Source organism: Brevundimonas sp. (assembly GCF_004210735.1).
GTDB lineage: Bacteria > Pseudomonadota > Alphaproteobacteria > Caulobacterales > Caulobacteraceae > Brevundimonas.
Window position 1 is genome coordinate 1 of the sequence record NZ_SDZL01000011.1, and the last position, 17,240, is coordinate 17,240.

A 17,240-nucleotide genomic window follows, 5' to 3' on the forward strand; every position below is an offset into this window, starting at 1 on the left:
AGGCCGGCGTCCACCGGGGCGGGCGCGGGACGCGGCAGCACGGCCTCTGGCGGCGGGGTGAAGGTCGGGGCGGCGGCCGGATCCTCGGCGTTGTCATAGACGGTGACGCCGGCCTCGGGGTCGACGGGCTGGGCGTCGATCGGCGCTTCGGTCTTCATGTCGCCAACGGGCGTGCCCACGGCGGGCGGGGCGTCGGTCGAGGAACGCACGCCCGAGCGATAGAAGGCGATCACGGCCACGATCAGCAGCAGCAGGACCGCCGCGCTGATGATCAGGGTCAGGGGCGGCGCCTTGGACGCCGGAGCGCGACGGGCGTCGTAGCCGCCGGGTCGGTGGAACGGCAGATCGTCGTCGTCCGTCGGCGGGGTATAGGCGCCGCGGTCGCGGCCGCCGTTCGGGCCGTAGGGATCGTCATGGGACATGGTCGCGCTCTCTGCCGTGGCCAGCACGCGAATCGACGCGCCGGATGCCTATCCTAACCCGCCCAGCCGACCTTTCGAATCACAGATCGAGCGCCAGGTCGAGACTGAACAGTTTGCGGTGCTCTTCGATGGCGTAGCGATCGGTCATGCCGGCGATGTAGTCGCACACCGCGCGGGCCCGTTTGTGCGGGTCGTCGGTCGTCGCCTTGGCCGACCATTCGGGCGGCAGGACGCTGGGATCGGCCATGAACAGCTGGAACATCTCACCCAGCACGCGGCGCGCCTGGCTGCGGGTGCGGTTGACCCGATAGTGGCGATACATCCGCTCGAACAGGAAGGCGCGCAGCACCCCCAGATCGGCCAGCATGCCGTCGGAAAAGGCGACCAGAGTGCGGCGGGCGGCGCGCACATCCTCGGCCGAACGGATGGCGTCCTGGGCCAGGCGGCGTTCGGTTTCGGCCAGCACGTCCTCGATCATCACGCCGATCATGCGGCGCACGGCCTCCAGCCGGATCATGCGCTGGTCCACGTCCGGCCAGTCCTGACGGGTCTGGCGCAGGATCGGGCCGATCAGGGGCACGTCGCGCAGGTCGTCCAGGGTGAACAGGCCCGCCTGCACCCCGTCGTCCACGTCGTGGTTGTTGTAGGCGATGTCGTCGGCGATGGCGGCGGCCTGGGCCTCCAGCGAGGCGAAGCTGTCCAGGCGCAGATCCCAGCCCTGGGCGTAGTCGGCGATGGCGCGCCAGGCGGGCTCGTCCAGCCGATGGGCGACCGGGCCGTTGTGCTTGACCACCCCCTCGACCGTCTCCCAGCTGAGGTTCAGGCCGTCGTAGCGGGGATAGCGTTCCTCCAGCTTCGTCACGACGCGGAAGGTCTGGACGTTGTGGTCGAAGCCACCCCATTCGGCCATCCGGGCCTGAAGCTCATCCTCGCCCGCGTGGCCAAAGGGCGGATGGCCCAGGTCGTGGGCCAGGGCGACGGTCTCGGCCAGATCCTCGTCCAGCCGCAGGGCGTGGGCCAGCGACCGCGCGATCTGGGCCACCTCCAGCGAATGGGTCAGACGGGTGCGGTAGTGGTCGCCCTCGTGCGCCACGAAGACCTGGGTCTTCTCCTTCAGGCGGCGGAAGGCGGTGCAGTGGATGATGCGGTCGCGGTCCCGCGCAAAGGCCGTCCGCGTGCGGCTGGCGTCTTCGGGGAAACGCCGTCCGCGCGACGTGGCGGAGGTCTCGGCGTAGGGCGCGCGTTCGGTCTGGCTCAACGGCAGCGGCTTCGTGATGACGCGGGCCTTTGCGTTCGCCCGCACGCGCCTCATATAGAGCCCTGTGAGCAGCGTCCAATCCACAGCCCCCGCCGCCTTCGAGCTGAAGGTTTCGCCCCGCGCCCCGGAAGGCATCGTCCTGGCCGAGAGCGCGGCGAAACGGCTGGCAAAACTGGCGGCGGTCGAAGGCAGGGCGCTGATGCTGCGGGTCGCGGTCGAGGGCGGCGGCTGTTCCGGCTTCCAGTATCAGCTGGACCTGGTCGAGACGGCGGCCGACGACGACCTGAAGATCCAGCGCGACGGCCAGACGGCCTTGATCGACCCGGTGTCGGTCCCGTTCCTGAAGGGGTCGGAGATCGCCTTTGTCGATGAACTGGCGGGCGCGCAGTTCGTGATCCGCAACCCGAACGCAGCCACTAGCTGCGGCTGCGGCGTCAGCTTCTCGATCTGATCCCCGGAAGCGAGAACGGCGTCACGCCGTTCGTTGGGACTTGCATTTAGGAATATTCCTAATTAGGAGCATGCCTATGAACACCTTGTTCAAGGCCCTGTCGCATCCGGTGCGGCGTCGGATCATCGCCATGCTGCGGCGCGGTCCGATGGCGTCGGGCGATATCGCCGCCGCCTTCGACATGAGCTGGCCGACCATCACCGGCCATCTGAATGCGCTGAAGGAGGCCGGACTGGTCGATCCCGAACGGGAGGGCGCCTCGATCCGCTATCGGCTGAACATCTCGGCGGTGGAGGAGGCGCTGGCCTTTCTGATGGAGATGACCGGCCCGATCACGGACCAGGACGCGACAAAGGAGACGAAGACGCCATGACCGAACGACACGACCCCACGGCCGCCGACGCCCTGAGCTCCGCCGTCAGCGTGGCCCTGATCGCGGGCGGAGTCTGGATCGCCCTGGCCGGACCGACCGGCGAGGTTCCGGTTCATTTCGGCATCGACGGCCAGGCCGACCGCTGGGCCAGCCGGTATGAGCTGGCGGCCCTGATCGGCGGGCTGGGCCTGCTGAACGGGGTGATCGGGACCTTCACAAGCCTGGCGCGGCGGCGCAGCGACGATCCCGCGCGCAGGCGAAGCCTGGGCGTCAATCAGGTGGTCACGGCCGTGGCCATGGGCGGGGTCGGCGCGTTCGGCGCGGCGACCAGCCTGGGCGCCGTGGACTCGCTAGGCGGGGCCGCGCCCATGGCGGGATTGGCGCTGCTGTTCCTGGCCATCGGCGCGTTTCTGGGCCGGGTAGGCGCCAATCCGGTGGTCGGGGTGCGCACGCCGTGGAGCTACAAGAGCAGGCTGGCGTGGGAACGGTCGAACCGGTTGGCCGGTCGGTGCTTCTTCTGGCTGGGGTTGGCCGGGCTGATCGCTTCGCCGGTCGCGCCGCAACCGCTGGGGCTGCAATTGCTGATCGGAGGCGTCCTGCTGTCCGCCCTCTGGGCCGTGGTCGAGAGCTGGCGCGTGTGGCGCACCGATCCCGAGCGCCAACCCTTCTGATTTCCACGCCAAAGACGGAGCCCGCCATGCTGAGCCTCGCCCTCGCCGCCGCCCTGATCGTTTCCCCGACCGAGACGCCGGTCACCCTGCCCGCCCAGCCGGCGGCGCTGCACGGGACCTTAATGACGCCGGACGGCGCGCCGCGCGCGGCGGCGATCATGTTGCCCGGCTCAGGGCCGACCGACCGCAATGGCGACAGCCCGCTGGGCGTGCGCGCCGCCAACATGCGGCTGTTGGCCGAGGCGCTGGGTCAGCAAGGCATCGCCTCGATCCGATATGACAAGCGGGGCATCGGCGAGAGTCAGGCGGCAGGGACCGACGAGGCTGACCTCAGGTTCGACGACATGGCGACGGACGCCCGCGGATGGGCAGCCCAGGCCGTGGCGAGGACCGGCCTGCCCTGCGCCTGGCTGATCGGCCATAGCGAGGGCGCGCTGGTGGCGCTGGTGGCCGCACAATCGTCGGACACGCCCGTCTGCGGACTGGTGCTGATCGCCGGCGCCGGACGCCCGGCGGGCGAGGTGTTGCGCGAACAGTTGAACGCCGCCCTGCCCGATGCGCTGAAACCCGCTGCCATGAGCGCGCTGGACGATCTGGAAGCCGGGCGCCCGACCGAGGCGCCGGCGGCGCTGGCCGCTGTGTTCCGGCCGTCGGTCCAACCCTATCTGATGTCCTGGCTGCCGCTGGATCCGGCGAGGCTGGCGGCGGAGTACGACGGGCCGATCCTGATCGTTCAGGGCGACCATGACCTGCAGATCCCGATGAGCGACGCCGAGCGCGTGGCGGCGGCCCAGCCGCATGCCGAACTGGTCAGGCTGGCGGGGGTCAATCATGTGCTGAAGGTCGCGCCGGCCGAGCGGGCCGGCAATCTGGCGACCTATGGCGATCCTGACCTGCCGCTGGCGCCCGGGGTGGCCGAGACGGTGGGGGGTTTTATCCTGAAAGCGGCGCCCGCCGCACGCTGACGGCGCGGCCCTCGACGGCGGTCTGGATCAGGGTGCGCGTCGCCCCCTCCAGACGCACGGCGCTGAGCACGCCGGTGGCGTAGGCGCCGGTGTCGACGCCGATGCGGCGATGGTCGGCGACCAGCACATCTTCGGGCGTATGGCCGTGAACGACGACCTGCTCGAACGGACGCGGATCGGACAGGAAGGCGTTGCGGACCCACATCAGGTCCTGCTGCGACTGGTCCGCCAGGGCGACGCCGGGCCGGGCGCCCGCGTGGGCGAAGAAATAGTCGCCGATCTGGACCGAATATTCGAGGTCGCGCAGGAAGGCGCGGTGATCGGGACCCATCGCCTTGTTCAGCCCCCTCGCCGCCCCGGCCCAGCCGTCGGCGTCGCCGCGCATGGCGGGCGGCGTGACGCCATAGGAGCGCAGGGCCTCGCGCCCGCCATAGTCGCACCAGCCGGGGCCAAGCTCGGGATCGGAAAGGAAGGCCTCCATCCGGTCCTCATGATTGCCGCGCAGGAAGCGCCGCTCGCGGCCCTCACCCTGGGGCAGGCGCAGCAGGCGGTCGATCACGCCGCGTGAGTCCGGCCCGCGATCGACATAGTCGCCCAGCATGACCACGACCTTGCGTTCGGCGTCGCTGCTCGCCGCGTCGGCCTCGATCGCATCGAGCAGAGGGTCCAGCAGGTCCAGCCGGCCATGCACGTCGCCCACGGCCCAGACGACGACGCCGGGCGGCGTGGAGGCGGCGCGCGCACGCACGGACGGCGCGGGCGTGGCCGAGGGATCAGGCCGTGACCGGCCGCCCAGAAGTCGGGACAGCCAGCCCAAGGATCAGAAGAACCGCTCGCCGATGCGGATGGTGTCGCCCGGCGCGACCTGGGTCGCCGTGGTCAGGGGAAACGCCTGTTCGCCCGCGCTGTCGGCGCGCTTGATGAAGACCCGGCGCGTATCGGCGCGATAGGTGAAGCCCTCGGCCGTGGCCACGGCGTTCATGACGCTGAGGTTCATGGTGTAGGGATATTCACCGGGCTTGTTCACCTCGCCCAGGATGTAGAAGGGGCGGTAGTTCAGCACCTCGGCGCTGACGCGCGGCTCCATGATGTAACCCTGCTTCAGGGCCTCGGCGATTTCGGTCTGGAACTGGGAGATGGTGTAGCCGGCGGCCTGGACCTCGCCGATCAGCGGCAGGGAGACCTTGCCGCCCGAGCCGACCAGGAACTCGCCCGTCAGGGCCTCTTCCCCGAAGACGTTGACGCGCACCTTGTCGGCCACGCCGAGACGGTATTCCGGGATGATGCGGTCAGACACCGCCTCTTGCCCCGCGGCCGAAGAGGTGGCCGCGGCAGGCTCTGCAGGCAGACCGACGGCCGGCGCCGGCGCGCATCCCGCGACGCCAAAAACCAGCAAAGCGAGACCAACGAGTCCCGCCCGAAGTCCGTTCAACATGTCCACAAGCCCCCCTGGAGGCAGGACTATAGCCGTAAATGACGTCGTTCTCCAAGGCGCTGCGGGGCGCAACGTCCTTAACAAGCATTCAGATTAACTAGTCGAATACCATGACAATCAACGATTAGAATACGACGTTTGTATTCTATATCTTACAAGACAAGCGTCAGAGTAGCCTCAGAACAAGAGGCCCGGCATGCACCTGACACGCCATATGATCCTTCGCCTGTCCGCCCTGCTGGCCCTGTCGGCCGGAGCGGCGGCATGCGCCACCACTGACGCCGCAGCGCCTGCGGGCGGGGCGCTGATCGCGGCCGTGACTGCGCCGTCGGCAGCCCGTCTGGCCCCCGCAGGCCCGGCGGCATCGCCGCCGACAGGCTTTCTCGACTTCTGCCGCCGCACACCGGAAGACTGCGTAGAATCCGGGCAGCCTTCCGATAGTCTTGAACTGGCGTCGATCAGCGCGCGAGCCGCCGACCAATACTGGGCCGAGATCTTTGGGCGTCAAAGCAACGACGCCGCACCGGCGGCCGCAAGGCCCGCCCGCGCCGGCCGGTTCGACTGGAGCGGCGTGTTCGGCGCCGCCGCAGCAACGGACGCTGCAAGCCAGGCGCTGGCGGTCGATGCGGTCGCTGTCGAGGCCCCGTTAGCGGACAACAACGTGGCCCTGGCGGCCGGCGATGTCGCGCAGATCGCAGTGGCCGAGGTCGCCGTGGCGGACCTCATGGATGCTGACGCCGTCTCGGCCATCGATGCGGCCGGCGACGTCGTGGCGGTGATAGCGCCCGCGGAACCCGCCGATTTCGCCGTGGCCATGGACAAGGCGACCTGGAAACAGGTCCAGGCCCTGAACCGCGACGTCAATCGCCGCATCCGCCACCAGTCCGACCTGAAGACCTATGGGTCGGCCGACCGCTGGACCGTGCCGACCACATCGGGCGCGCGTGGCGACTGCGAGGACTATGTCCTGGCCAAGCGCCGCGCCCTGGTCGCGGCGGGCGTGCCGGCCACCGCCCTGTCGATCGCGCTGGTGCGCACGCGGTGGGGTGAAGAGCACGCCGTGCTGCTGTTGGCCACCCACGAGGGCGAGTTCGTGCTGGACAACCTGACGCCGTGGATTTCGCGCTGGGATCAGGTCGACTATGAGTGGCGCCAGCGTCAGGCGCCCGGCCGAACCTTCGACTGGGTCTCGATGCAGGGTTGAAGGGGCCGCAGAACGCCCCGCAGGGGGACGGTTCATGGCTGAACGACAAGCCGGTCGCGCGCGACGCTTGATCATAGGGGCGTTCGCCCTGGGCGTACTGGGGTTGAGCGGCGGACTGGTGCTGGCGCTGGCGGCGCCGCAAATCCCCTCACCTCTGGCGTCGTCGATGATCAGCGTGCGCGAGGCGCGGTCCGACGCCTTGGCCCACGCCCTGGCGCCCGCCGACCTGGACCGGGCTCTGACCGAAGCGCACGCGGCATTGAAACTGTCTCCCGCCGCCGCGACCGTCTGGCTGCGGGTGGCCGATCTGGAGACGCGCAAGGCCGGCGGCCTGACGCCCGCCGCCCTGGAGGCGCTGGAGCGGTCGTACGAGGCGGCGCCGCTGGGACCGGACGTGACCCTTTGGCGGCTGACCTTCCTGTTCGAGCGCTGGCGCGATCTGCCCGCGCCGCTGCGCCAGAAGGCGATCGCCGAACTGAGCGCACGGTCCAAGACGCGGGCCCGCAGTTCAGACGATTTCGCAGACACCATCCAGGATCCCGCCGGCCGTCTGGCGGCGCGAATGGCAGTGCGGATCGCGCTTCGGGAGAAACACCCCAATTCGGCGAACAGTGTAATCCAATAAGCACAGTCCCGAAACGAAACACCGTTGCAACGCGGCAATTTCGTCTAGTCAGCTTTGCTAACAAAACTTTACCATATAGGGCCAAGCGGCATTCCTAAGGGGGACTTCCGAATGAAAAGCTCTGCATGGCTCGCCGCCCTGCCTGTTCTGGCGATGGCCGGCTTCGCCGTCGCCGCGCCCGCCGCGCCCGCCGCAGCCGTGGTCCAAGGGGTGGATCAGACGGCCGCCCTGGCCCTGACGCTTCAGGCCGCCATCGTCGAGGCCCAGGCTGACGCCGCCGCACGCGGCCTGTCGGACGCCGAAGCCCAGGTCGCCATCGAAGCCGCGATCGAGGCCGCCATCGCCGCCTCGGGCGCCGCGCCTGAAGTCGCCGCTGCGGCCCTTGGCCAGGCGCGCGCCAGTCTGGCCGCCTCGGGCTCGCTGTCGGCCGCCGCTTCGGCCGCCGTGGCCTCGGTGACCCGCGTCATCGGCGCCGTCTCCAGCGCCCCCGCTTCGGGTGGTCAGAGCGGCGGCAGCCCGCTGGGCGCCCCGCCTTCGGCCGGCGGATCCGGCGGTGGCGGCTCGGATTACCGTCCCAACACCTGATCCCGGTTTCCGGCCGCCTGACGCGGCCGGACGCCTGCTCGCTCTTCCCAACCGTAACCGTCGAGACGGGCGCCCGTGCGCCCGTATGAGGTTTGCCATGTCCTTTCTGAAAACCAGCGTGGCCGCTGTCGCCGCCCTGAGCGCCGCCGCCCCAGGGGCCGTCGTCCAGGCCCAGTCGGCCGGCTCCGCCGTCAGCCGCGCGCAAGGTCAGTCGGCCGACCTGTTCGCGCGCGACCGCAATGTGTCGGTACGGGAGCGCCCGCGTCCGGACTATGAGGCGCTGGGCGTGCCGATGGGGGTCTTTTCCGCCTTCCCGCGCGTGGAGATCGAGGCCGAGCAGAACGACAACGTCTTCGCCGTGGCCACGGGCGAGGACAGCGACCTGATCTGGCGGGTCAAGCCGGAGCTGGCGCTGGAATCGGGCTGGTCGCGCCATTCGCTGCGCGCCTATGCCCGCGCCGCGATCAGCCGCTATTCCGACTTCTCGGACGAGAATTCCGAGGATTGGGGCACGGGCGCCGCCGGCCGGATCGACATCACGCGCGCCGCCAATCTGGCGCTGGGCGCCGACTATGCCCGCCTGACCGAGCCGCGCACCTCGTCCAGCGCGCCAGCCGCAGCCGCAGAGCCGGTGCGTTATGACCTGGCCCAGGCCTTCGCCGCCGGAACCCGCGTTTCGGGTCGCCTGAAGCTGGGCGTCCGCGCCGATCTGCGCGCGTTCGACTATGACGACGCCTTCACCGCCGGCGGGGTCGAGATCGACCAGGACAGCCGTGATCGCACCATCACCAGCCTGTCGGGCCGCGGCGACTACGCCTTGAGCCCGGCGACGGCGATCTTCGGACAGCTGACCGCCAACACCCGCGACTATGACGACACAGGCGCGCCGGGCGTCCTGTCGCGCGATTCCGACGGCTATGAAGTGCTGGGCGGCGTTAATTTCGAGATCAGCGCCGTGTCGCGCGGTGAAATCGCCGCTGGCTATGTCAGCCAGGACTTCGACAACTACGACAGCATCGACGGTTTCGCCGCGCGTGGCCTGCTGGAGTGGTTCCCCACCCAGATGACCACCGTGACCCTGACAGGCGCACGCGCGGTCGAGGATTCCGGCATCGCCTCCTCGGGCGGCTATATGTCGTCGTCGGCCGGTGTGCGCGTCGATCACGAACTGCGCCGCAACGTCATCCTGAGCGCCAACGCCACCGTCGCCCGCGACGAATATGAGGGTATCGACCGCGAGGACGAGCGCGTTGGCGTTTCGGTCAGCGGCACCTGGCTGGTCAATCGCCGCGCCGGTGTGACCGTCGCCGCCAGCAAGTTCGAGCAGTCGTCCAAGGGCTTGGACAGCGGCGCGGATTTCGACGTCAACCGCCTGACGGTCACCCTCGTCACCCAGTTCTAGTGCTGAGCGCCCTTTGGGCGCCGGGAAGCGTACCCCATGAATCGTGAACTCGATCCCCGCAGCATCCGCGGTCCCGGCGCCCCCGGGGCCGCTGACTGGTTTCAGGGCCAGGGTGGGGGCCAGGGCTTGCGACAGGCGCTGGGTGACGCGATCGATCCGCATCGGCTGATCGCCATCTTCCGCCGCCGGCTGCGGCTGTTCCTGGCGATCGCGGCGGTGATCCTGCTGGCGACGGTGGTTTATACCGCCCGCGCCACGCCGATGTTCACAGCCACGGCCAACGTCATGATCGACACCCGCCAGCAGCAGGTGGTCGACACCCAGGCCGTGCTGTCGGGACTGAGCGCCGATTCCGGCGTCATCGACACCGAGGTCGAGATCTTGCGGTCGCGACATCTGGCCCAGCGCGTGGTCGACACGCTGAAACTGGACCAGGACCCCGAGTTCAACCCCGACATCCGTCGCCCGGGCCTGATCAAGACCGTGACCGGCGCTGCCGGCGCCATCCTGACCGGCGCTGCGCCGGACGGAGCGCGGGCGCGCCTGTCGGAAATGGAGCAACTGAAGGCCAAGGAGCGGGTCGTCGATTCCGTCCTGTCGCGGCTGAAGATCAAGCGCGCGGGTCTGACGTACGTCATGAACGTGCAGTTCACCTCGGCCGACCCGGCCAAGGCCGCCAAGATCGCCAACACCTTCGCCGATCGCTATCTGCTGGAGCAGCTGGAGGCCAAGTTCGACGCGACGCGTCAGGCCAACCAGTGGCTGAACACCCGTCTGGGCGAACTGCGCATCGAGGTGCAGCAGGCCGAGACGGCGGTGGAGCAGTACCGCATCGCCAACAACCTGCTCAGCGCATCGGGCGCGACCCTGACCGAGCAGGAGATCTCGACCTATAACCAGCAACTGGCCACCGTCCGTGCGCAACAGGCCGAGGACGAGGCGCGCCTGCGCACCGCGCGCGCCCAGCTGTCGCGCGGCTCGACAGGCGAAGATGTGGGCGAGGCCCTGGGTTCAACCGTGGTGCAGCAGTTGCGCGCCCAGCGCGCCACCGTCAGCGGCCGCGTCGCCGACCTGTCCGGCCGCTATGGCCCGCGCCACCCCGACATGATCCGCGCCCAGCGCGAACTGACCGACATCGACGGCCAGATCCAGGCCGAGATCCAGCGCATCATCTCGAACCTGGAGGCCCGGGTCCAGGTCGCGCGCGAGCGGACCGGATCGATGGCGTCCAGCCTGGGGACCGCGCGCGGCACCCTAGCCGCCAACAACGCTGCCTCGGTTCGACTGAACGAACTGTCGCGCAACGCGGAATCGGCGCGGACCCTGTACCAGAGCTTCCTCGATCGCTTCAAAGAAACCAGCGCCCAGGAAGGCATCGAACAGTCCGACGCGCGGATCGTCTCGCGCGCGCGCATCCCGACGTCGCAGAGCGCGCCGAACATTCCGGTGAACCTGCTGCTGGGCCTGATGCTGGCCCTGGCCGGCGGCGTGGCGGGCATCGTCCTGGCCGAGATTCTGGACAGCGGCATGACCACCGCCGACGACGTGGAGCAACGGCTGGGCGTCGCCCATCTGGGTTCCGTGCCGCTGGTGTCGTCGGTCTCCGAACCGCTGGACGGGGACGAGACGCCGGTCGACTATATCGCCCGCAAGCCGCTGTCGGCCTTTGCCGAGGCGGTGCGCGCGCTGCGCACCTCGGTCCTGTACTCGAACACCGGCCAGACGGTGTCGGTGCTGGCGTTGACGTCGGCCCTGCCCGCCGAGGGCAAGACGACGACCTCGCTGTGCCTGGCGCGCGTCGCGGCGCAAGCCGGCAGCAAGGTGGTCATCGTCGATTGTGACCTGCGCCGCCGCAACGTGAACCGCCTGCTAGGCGTCGAGCCTGAAGTCGGCCTGGTCGAGGTGCTGACCGGCAAGGCGACGCTGGATCAGGCGCTGATGCTGGACGCCCCGTCGGGCGCCAGTGTCCTGCCGCTGACCAGCAACAGCTTCACGCCGCGCGACATATTCGGCGAAAGCGGAATGGATGATCTGATCGCCGAACTGCGCAGCCGGTTCGACCTGGTCATCCTGGACACCGCGCCGGTGCTGGCCGTGGCCGACACCCGCGTGCTGGCGGCCAAGGCGGACGCGACCATCTTCCTGGCCCGCTGGCGCAAGACGCCCGAGAAGGCCATCGGCACGGGCATCCGCCTGTTGCAAAAGGCCGGCGCGACGGTGACGGGCGTGGCCCTGACGCAGGTCGATATGAACGCCCAGGCCCGCTACGGCTACGGCGACGCCGGCTACTATTACGCCGACTACAAGAAATACTACGCAAGCTGACCATGGGCCGGATATCCGCCCCCGCAGCATCCTCGTCATCACGCAGTCGGGCCTTCGCGCCCCGGCGGCGGGCCGGCGCGCGGTTGAGCGGCCGGACGCGGCTGGGACTGGTCATTGTTCCCGCCCTGCTGACGTTGGCGCATCTGGCGTTCGGGGCCAATCAGATGCTGGCGGCCCAGGTGCTGGCCATGCTGCTGGCGGTCGCGCTTATTGTCGGGCTGATGCGACCGGCGGCGGCCGGGGAGCTGGCGGCGGTGCGCCCGCTGTGGACCGTGGCCGCCCTGTTCGGCGTGATCGCGGGGTGGGCGATCCTGAGCCTGTTCGTGGCGGGGCCGGACGGCGCACATCCGGTCTGGAGCCGGGTCGGCGGTCAGGCCGGCACGATCAACCGCTCGGCCACCCTGCTGGAGATCGCCAAGCTGGGGGGACTGGCCTGTGTCTTCCTGCTGGGCTGCATGCAGGGTGCGCGGCGATCCAGCGCAGTGTTCACCGTCAACGCCATACTGGCCGTCGGCGCGGTGTGGGCAGGTTTGGCCCTTACCATGTATCTGGCCGGCGTTCAGGTGGCCGACACGCCGCGCCTGACCGGCGGCCTGATGAGCCCCAACAGCGCCGCCACCGTGTTCGGCGTGCTGACCGTGCTGGCGGCGTCGGACATGCTGCGGCGGCTGCGCGGGGCGCCGGTGGCCCTGCCGCTGCGGTTACAGGCGATGGGCCCGGCGCTGGCGTGCGGGATACTGTTTTCCGGCTGTCTGCTGCTGACCGCGTCGCGGATGGGCGTGGCCTCGACCCTGCTGGCGCTGGCTGCGCTGGTGCTGTGGAGCCAGTTCACGACGCTGCGTCGTCATCCGCTGCGGCTGGTCGGGGGGCTGGCGCTGGCGCTGGTGGGCCTGCTGCTGCTGGGCGGGGACCTGTTCCTGTCGCGGCTGGCGCGGCTGGGTCAGGACACGGGGGCGCGCGAGACCATCTTCTCGGCCCACTGGCGCGCCTTCCTTGAAACGCCGCTGACGGGTCATGGACTGGGCGCGTTCAACGACGTCAACAACGCCATCATGACGCCCGAGACCTATGGCGCGCTGCATTTCATCCGGGCCATGCACAACGTCTATCTGCAGTGGCTGACCGAAATCGGCGTGCTGGGCGCGGCGGCGATGTTCGCCGTGATCGCCGTCGTCATGACGGTTGCGGTGGGACGCGCCGTCGATCCCCGGCCGGGGCAGAGCCTGCAACGCGGACTGATCGCGGCCAATCTGGTGGTGCTGGCGCACGGCCTGACCGACTACGCCCTGCAAACCCCGTCCATCGCGGCCTTCTGGGCCTTCCTGCTGGGCCTGCAGTTCGCCTTTGGCGCGCTGCGGGATTGAGGAGAGACCATGTCGTCCGTTGATCAGGTTCTGCCGCGCGCGATCGATCCGGCGCTGCGGCTGTGGGCCGACGCCCGTCGCATCGGACTGGCGCTGATCCAGCGCGAGATCGCGCCGCTGGCCGCCGCCGGGCTGGGCGCGGCGCTGGTGGTCCTGTGGGCCGGAGCGGCGGTCGTCATGTCCGGCCTGGCGCTGCTGGCCGCGCCGGCGGAGGCGCGCCTGATCGCACAGGTTGCGCCCCCGCCCCAGGCGATGACCGAGCTGACGCTGTCGCCCGACGCCCTGCGCGATCTGGACGCCGACGAGGCGCGGGCCGCCAACGCCGCCCTGCCCTTCTCGACGTTGCCGATCCTGTCGGCGCGGCCGTTCGTCATGCCGGTGGATCGGCCCGAGGATTACGCCCGCGCGCTGGATTGCCTGACGGCCGCCATCTATTACGAGGCCGCGTCGGAAACGACCGAGGGTCAGGCCGCCGTGGCCCAGGTGGTGCTGAACCGGTCGCGCCACCCGGCCTATCCGCGCACGGTGTGCGGCGTGGTGTTCCAGGGATCGGAGCGGACCACCGGCTGCCAGTTCACCTTCAGCTGCGACGGGGCGATGGCGCGGACGCCGAACGCCGCCGGCTGGGCGCGGGCGCGGGCCGTGGCCTCGGCCGCGCTGAACGGGGCGGTTGCGCCCGGCGTCGGTATGGCGACCCACTATCACACCGACTGGGTCGCCCCGTACTGGGCGCCGCGGCTGGTGAAGATGAAGCAGATCGGGACGCACATCTTCTATCGCTGGCCGGGGGCGTGGGGCCTGCCGTCCGCCTTTACCGGCGCGCATCCGGGGGCCGAGCCAGTGGTCGCGGCGCTGTCGCCACTGGCCGAGCCTGTGGTCGAGATCCTGCCGCCCGCGCCGATCGAGATGGCGACGACGCCGGTCGAGATCGAGGTCGCAGCCCCGCGACTGATCGAGGCCGTCGCCGTCGTGGAGCCCGCCCCGGCCGAGGAGGCGGCGCCCGTTGTCGCCGCCCGCCCCGCGTCACCGCCCGTGATGGCCAGCCCGATGGCCTCGCCCGAGGCGCCGGCCCGCGCGCGACGGGCCCGGATCGCGGCGCCCAGCAGTTGGTAGGGCTCCCCCGTCCCTAGTGAGGCGAAGCGACGCTTGCGCCGGGCTCGACCCGGCCCGGCATGCGGGCGCAGATGACGGCGAAGACGGTCAGCAGAGCATAGCCGGCCAGCGGCACGAAGAAGCCCAGGTGCAGATCGCCCGACCGGTCGGCCACCTGCCCCGCCAGCAGCGGCAGGATGGCGCCCCCGATGATGCCGAACACCAGCAGGCCGGAGGTCGCCGAGGCCGGCGCCGAGGACCGCTCCAACGTAAGGGTGAAGATGGTCGGGAACATGATCGAGTTGAAGAAGCCGACCGCCAGCGCCGCATAGGCGGCGGTGACGCCGCCGGTCTGGGTCACCACTAGGCACAGGCTGGCGGCCACGACGGTGCAGACCGACAGCAGCACCCCCGCGCGCACCTTCGTCAGCAGGGCCGAACCGACGAACCGGCCAATCATGGCGCCGCCCCAGTACAGCGGGACCATCTTGCCCGCCTGCTCCAGCTCCAGGTTCAGGATGTCGGGGCTGGCCAGGAAGTTGGTCAGCATGGCGCCGATGGCCACTTCCGAACCGACGTAGACGAAGATGGCCAGGGCGCCGAAGAGCGCCCAGCGCGACTTCAGCGCCGACAGCATCGACGCCGCGCCCGCCGGGGCGGCGGCGTCGCGGGCCGGGGCGGCGGCGTTGATCTGTTTGCGGGCCGAGAAAATGAAGGCGGCGATCAGGGCGAAGAAGACGCCCATGCCCAGAAAGGCGATGTCGATGCTGCGCAGGCTTTCGGCGCGGGTCGCGGCGGTGACCACCGCCCCGGCGGCGAAGATCCCGCCGGTCAGAAGGATGTGCGTCCCCACCCACGGCGCAAAGGTGGCGCCCAGCGAGTTGAAGGCCTGGGAGAAGACCAGGCGGAAGTGCGAACTTTTGCGCGAGCCCAGCTCGGCCACCAGCGGATTGGCCGCGACCTGCAACAGGGTCACGCCTGAGCCGATGACGAACAGGGCCAGCAGGATACCAGGATAGAAGTCGACGATGGTCGCCACCGGCACGATCAGGCAGCCCGCCACCATGGTCAGCAGGGCGGCGATGATGGCCCGGCTGTAGCCCAGCCGCGACAACACGGCGGCGGCCGGCAGCGAGGCCACCCCATAGGCGATGAACCAGGCCGAGGTGGTCAGGAAGGATTCGGTGTAGCTGAGATCGAACACCCGCCGCACCGCCGCGATCAACGGGTCGATCAGCGAGGTCGCAAAGCCCCAGGCGAAGAACAGGCTGGTCACATAGGCGAAGGCGAGGCCCGTGCCGCGCGCCTTGGAGACTTGGGTGTCGGTCATGTCGCTCCCCGATCGCCGCTATTGGTGCGGCCGTGGCCCTTGGTTCTCACTCGTAACCGGTTACGTCCAGCGCAGACGCTGCGTTGAAAGAAAAAGTGTAGCGCCGCCCGACCCGGTCTAGGTTGCGGCCATCACCGAAAGGATGGCGTTGATGACGGGTCGGGAATGGTGGCGGGGGGCGGTGCTGTACCAGATCTATCCGCGCAGTTTCGCGGACACGACCGGCGACGGGGTCGGCGATCTGGACGGGATCACGACGCATCTGGAGCATGTCGCGTCGTTGGGGGTGGACGGGGTCTGGCTGTCACCGTTCTTCCCCTCGCCGATGAAGGACTTTGGCTATGACGTCGCCGACTATTGCGGCGTCGATCCGATGTTCGGCGATCTGGCGGCGTTCGACCGGTTGCTGGCGCGGGCCCATGCGCTGGGGCTGAAGGTCGTCATCGATCAGGTCTGGGCCCACACCTCGGACCAGCATCCGTGGTTCCAGGCCAGTCGGCAGGATCGCGTCAACGCTCACGCCGACTGGTATGTCTGGGCCGAAGCGAAGGCGGACGGAACGCCGCCGTCGAACTGGCAGTCGGTGTTCGGGGGGGCGGCCTGGACCTGGGACGCGCGGCGCGGCCAGTACTACATGCACAATTTCCTGAGCCAGCAACCGCAGTTGAACCTGCGGCATCCGGCCGTAGAGGAGGCGCTGCTGGACGCGGCGCGGTTCTGGCTGGACCGGGGCGTGGACGGGTTTCGGCTGGATGCGATCAATTTCGCCATGCCCGACCCGTCGCTGCGTGACAATCCGGCGCTGCCGCCGGGGGGCAGGCGGACGCGGCCGTTCGATTTCCAGGACAAGCGGTTCAACCAGTCGCACCCCGACCTGATCCCGGTGCTGAAGCGGCTGCGGGCGCTGACCGACAGCTATCCGGGCGACCGGTTCACCGTAGCCGAGGTGCCCGGCGAGCGGGAGGCGCAGGAGATGCTGGCCGTCACGGCAGGCGGCGACCGGCTGAGCAGCGCCTATGGCTTTATCTATTTGTACGCCGACCAGCTGACGGCCGATCTGGTGGCGCGGGGGGCGGCGATGTGGTCGGGCGCCGAGGGCGAAGGCTGGCCGTCCTGGGCGTTTTCCAACCATGACGCGCCACGCGTCGTCTCGCGCTGGGCCGAAGGACGCGATCCGCGCGCGCTGGCTGAAATGCTGATGCTGCTGCTGATGTGTCTGCGCGGGAATGCCTTCATCTATCAGGGCGAAGAGCTGGGCCTGCCGCAGGGCGAGGTGCCGTTCGAGCGACTGGTTGATCCCGAGGCCATCGCCAACTGGCCGCAGACCCTAGGCCGGGACGGCGCGCGCACGCCGATGCCGTGGAAGGCGAATGCCCCCTTCGCGGGGTTCACGACCACCGAGCCGTGGCTGCCGATTGATGCGCGTCATCCCTCGCTGGCCGTGGATGCGCAGGAGGCCGATCCGACGTCCATGCTGCATGCGACACGGCGGCTGACAGCCCTGCGCAAATCGCACCCCGCGCTGCGAACCGGCGCCCTGAAGGTCGAGGCGACCGAGCCGCTGCTGATCCTGACGCGCGAGGACGAGGGGCAGCGGTTGATGGCCGTGTTCAACCTGGGCCACGACGCGGTCGACTGGACGCCGCAGCCCGGCTGGATCGTGGTCGAAGCCGTCAATGGCGGCGACGCCGGCCGACTGCCGCCGCTGGCCGGCCTGCTGTTGCAGGCCGGCTGACGA

General features: G+C 69.6%; 16 protein-coding genes and 1 pseudogene. 12 read left to right on the plus strand and 5 right to left on the minus strand.

The features are described 5' to 3' along the window. Both EON91_RS03770 and EON91_RS03775 read right to left on the minus strand, forming a co-directional pair. Positions 1-422: pseudogene (locus tag EON91_RS03770) on the minus strand (SPOR domain-containing protein); the annotation flags it as partial. 79 nt (positions 423-501) lie between these two features. Continuing rightward, on the minus strand, positions 502-1,680 hold the full coding sequence (locus tag EON91_RS03775) for a deoxyguanosinetriphosphate triphosphohydrolase (protein WP_292091710.1): 1,179 nt from the start codon (positions 1,678-1,680) through the stop codon (positions 502-504). Between the two features lie 103 nt (positions 1,681-1,783). Here EON91_RS03775 and erpA point away from each other — a divergent pair, with 103 nt between their 5' ends. From erpA to EON91_RS03795, 4 genes are all read left to right on the plus strand, one after another. After that, positions 1,784-2,131 carry an iron-sulfur cluster insertion protein ErpA gene (erpA, locus tag EON91_RS03780; RefSeq protein WP_292091771.1) on the plus strand — a complete coding sequence of 116 codons (348 nt, stop codon included), beginning with the start codon at positions 1,784-1,786 and terminating at the stop codon, positions 2,129-2,131. A 76-nt stretch (positions 2,132-2,207) separates the two neighbouring features. After that, positions 2,208-2,504: a metalloregulator ArsR/SmtB family transcription factor gene (locus EON91_RS03785; RefSeq protein WP_292091712.1), complete on the plus strand. Its 297-nt coding sequence runs from the start codon at positions 2,208-2,210 to the stop codon at positions 2,502-2,504. Further along, the gene (locus EON91_RS03790) at positions 2,501-3,175 is read left to right on the plus strand and encodes an SdpI family protein (RefSeq protein ID WP_292091714.1); all 675 of its coding nucleotides are present in this window, start codon (positions 2,501-2,503) and stop codon (positions 3,173-3,175) included. Before EON91_RS03785 ends, EON91_RS03790 begins: the two co-directional genes overlap by 4 nt. A gap of 26 nt (positions 3,176-3,201) precedes the next feature. Further along, complete coding sequence (locus EON91_RS03795; RefSeq protein WP_292091716.1) at positions 3,202-4,140, plus strand: alpha/beta fold hydrolase; 939 nt, start codon at positions 3,202-3,204, stop codon at positions 4,138-4,140. On the opposite strand, the gene EON91_RS03800 is transcribed toward EON91_RS03795, so the two are convergent. Together EON91_RS03800 and EON91_RS03805 are read right to left on the minus strand one after the other, a co-directional pair. After that, on the minus strand, positions 4,109-4,888 hold the full coding sequence (locus EON91_RS03800) for a metallophosphoesterase (RefSeq protein ID WP_292091717.1): 780 nt from the start codon (positions 4,886-4,888) through the stop codon (positions 4,109-4,111). The two genes, EON91_RS03795 and EON91_RS03800, sit on opposite strands and share 32 nt — an antisense overlap. Positions 4,889-4,960: 72 nt before the next feature. Further along, positions 4,961-5,437: a polysaccharide biosynthesis/export family protein gene (locus EON91_RS03805; protein ID WP_366250161.1), complete on the minus strand. Its 477-nt coding sequence runs from the start codon at positions 5,435-5,437 to the stop codon at positions 4,961-4,963. Between the two features lie 334 nt (positions 5,438-5,771). On the opposite strand from EON91_RS03805, the gene EON91_RS03810 reads away from it, so the two are divergent. The 7 genes from EON91_RS03810 to EON91_RS03840 all read left to right on the plus strand — a co-directional run bounded on the left by EON91_RS03810 (position 5,772) and on the right by EON91_RS03840 (position 14,193). Next, complete coding sequence (locus tag EON91_RS03810; protein WP_292091720.1) at positions 5,772-6,779, plus strand: transglutaminase-like cysteine peptidase; 1,008 nt, start codon at positions 5,772-5,774, stop codon at positions 6,777-6,779. A gap of 34 nt (positions 6,780-6,813) precedes the next feature. Then, entirely contained in the window at positions 6,814-7,404 is a 591-nt protein-coding gene (locus tag EON91_RS03815) for a hypothetical protein (protein WP_292091721.1), read from the plus strand. A gap of 111 nt (positions 7,405-7,515) precedes the next feature. Further along, positions 7,516-7,989, plus strand: a complete 474-nt coding sequence (locus tag EON91_RS03820) for a hypothetical protein (RefSeq protein ID WP_292091722.1) — start codon at positions 7,516-7,518, stop codon at positions 7,987-7,989. 97 nt (positions 7,990-8,086) lie between these two features. Then, positions 8,087-9,391 (plus strand): outer membrane beta-barrel protein, encoded by a 1,305-nt coding sequence (locus tag EON91_RS03825; RefSeq protein ID WP_292091725.1) that lies wholly within the window; start codon positions 8,087-8,089, stop codon positions 9,389-9,391. 36 nt (positions 9,392-9,427) lie between these two features. After that, positions 9,428-11,716: a polysaccharide biosynthesis tyrosine autokinase gene (locus EON91_RS03830; RefSeq protein WP_292091726.1), complete on the plus strand. Its 2,289-nt coding sequence runs from the start codon at positions 9,428-9,430 to the stop codon at positions 11,714-11,716. A gap of 83 nt (positions 11,717-11,799) precedes the next feature. Further along, entirely contained in the window at positions 11,800-13,080 is a 1,281-nt protein-coding gene (locus tag EON91_RS03835; protein WP_292091727.1) for an O-antigen ligase family protein, read from the plus strand. A 9-nt stretch (positions 13,081-13,089) separates the two neighbouring features. After that, a complete protein-coding gene (locus EON91_RS03840) occupies positions 13,090-14,193 on the plus strand; it encodes a cell wall hydrolase (protein ID WP_292091729.1) in 1,104 nt (367 codons plus the stop codon). A gap of 13 nt (positions 14,194-14,206) precedes the next feature. On the opposite strand, the gene EON91_RS03845 is transcribed toward EON91_RS03840, so the two are convergent. Continuing rightward, positions 14,207-15,502: a sugar MFS transporter gene (locus tag EON91_RS03845; protein ID WP_292091731.1), complete on the minus strand. Its 1,296-nt coding sequence runs from the start codon at positions 15,500-15,502 to the stop codon at positions 14,207-14,209. A gap of 151 nt (positions 15,503-15,653) precedes the next feature. Here EON91_RS03845 and EON91_RS03850 point away from each other — a divergent pair, with 151 nt between their 5' ends. Then, positions 15,654-17,237 carry an alpha-amylase family glycosyl hydrolase gene (locus tag EON91_RS03850; protein WP_292091732.1) on the plus strand — a complete coding sequence of 528 codons (1,584 nt, stop codon included), beginning with the start codon at positions 15,654-15,656 and terminating at the stop codon, positions 17,235-17,237. The last annotated feature ends 3 nt before the right edge of the window (positions 17,238-17,240 follow it).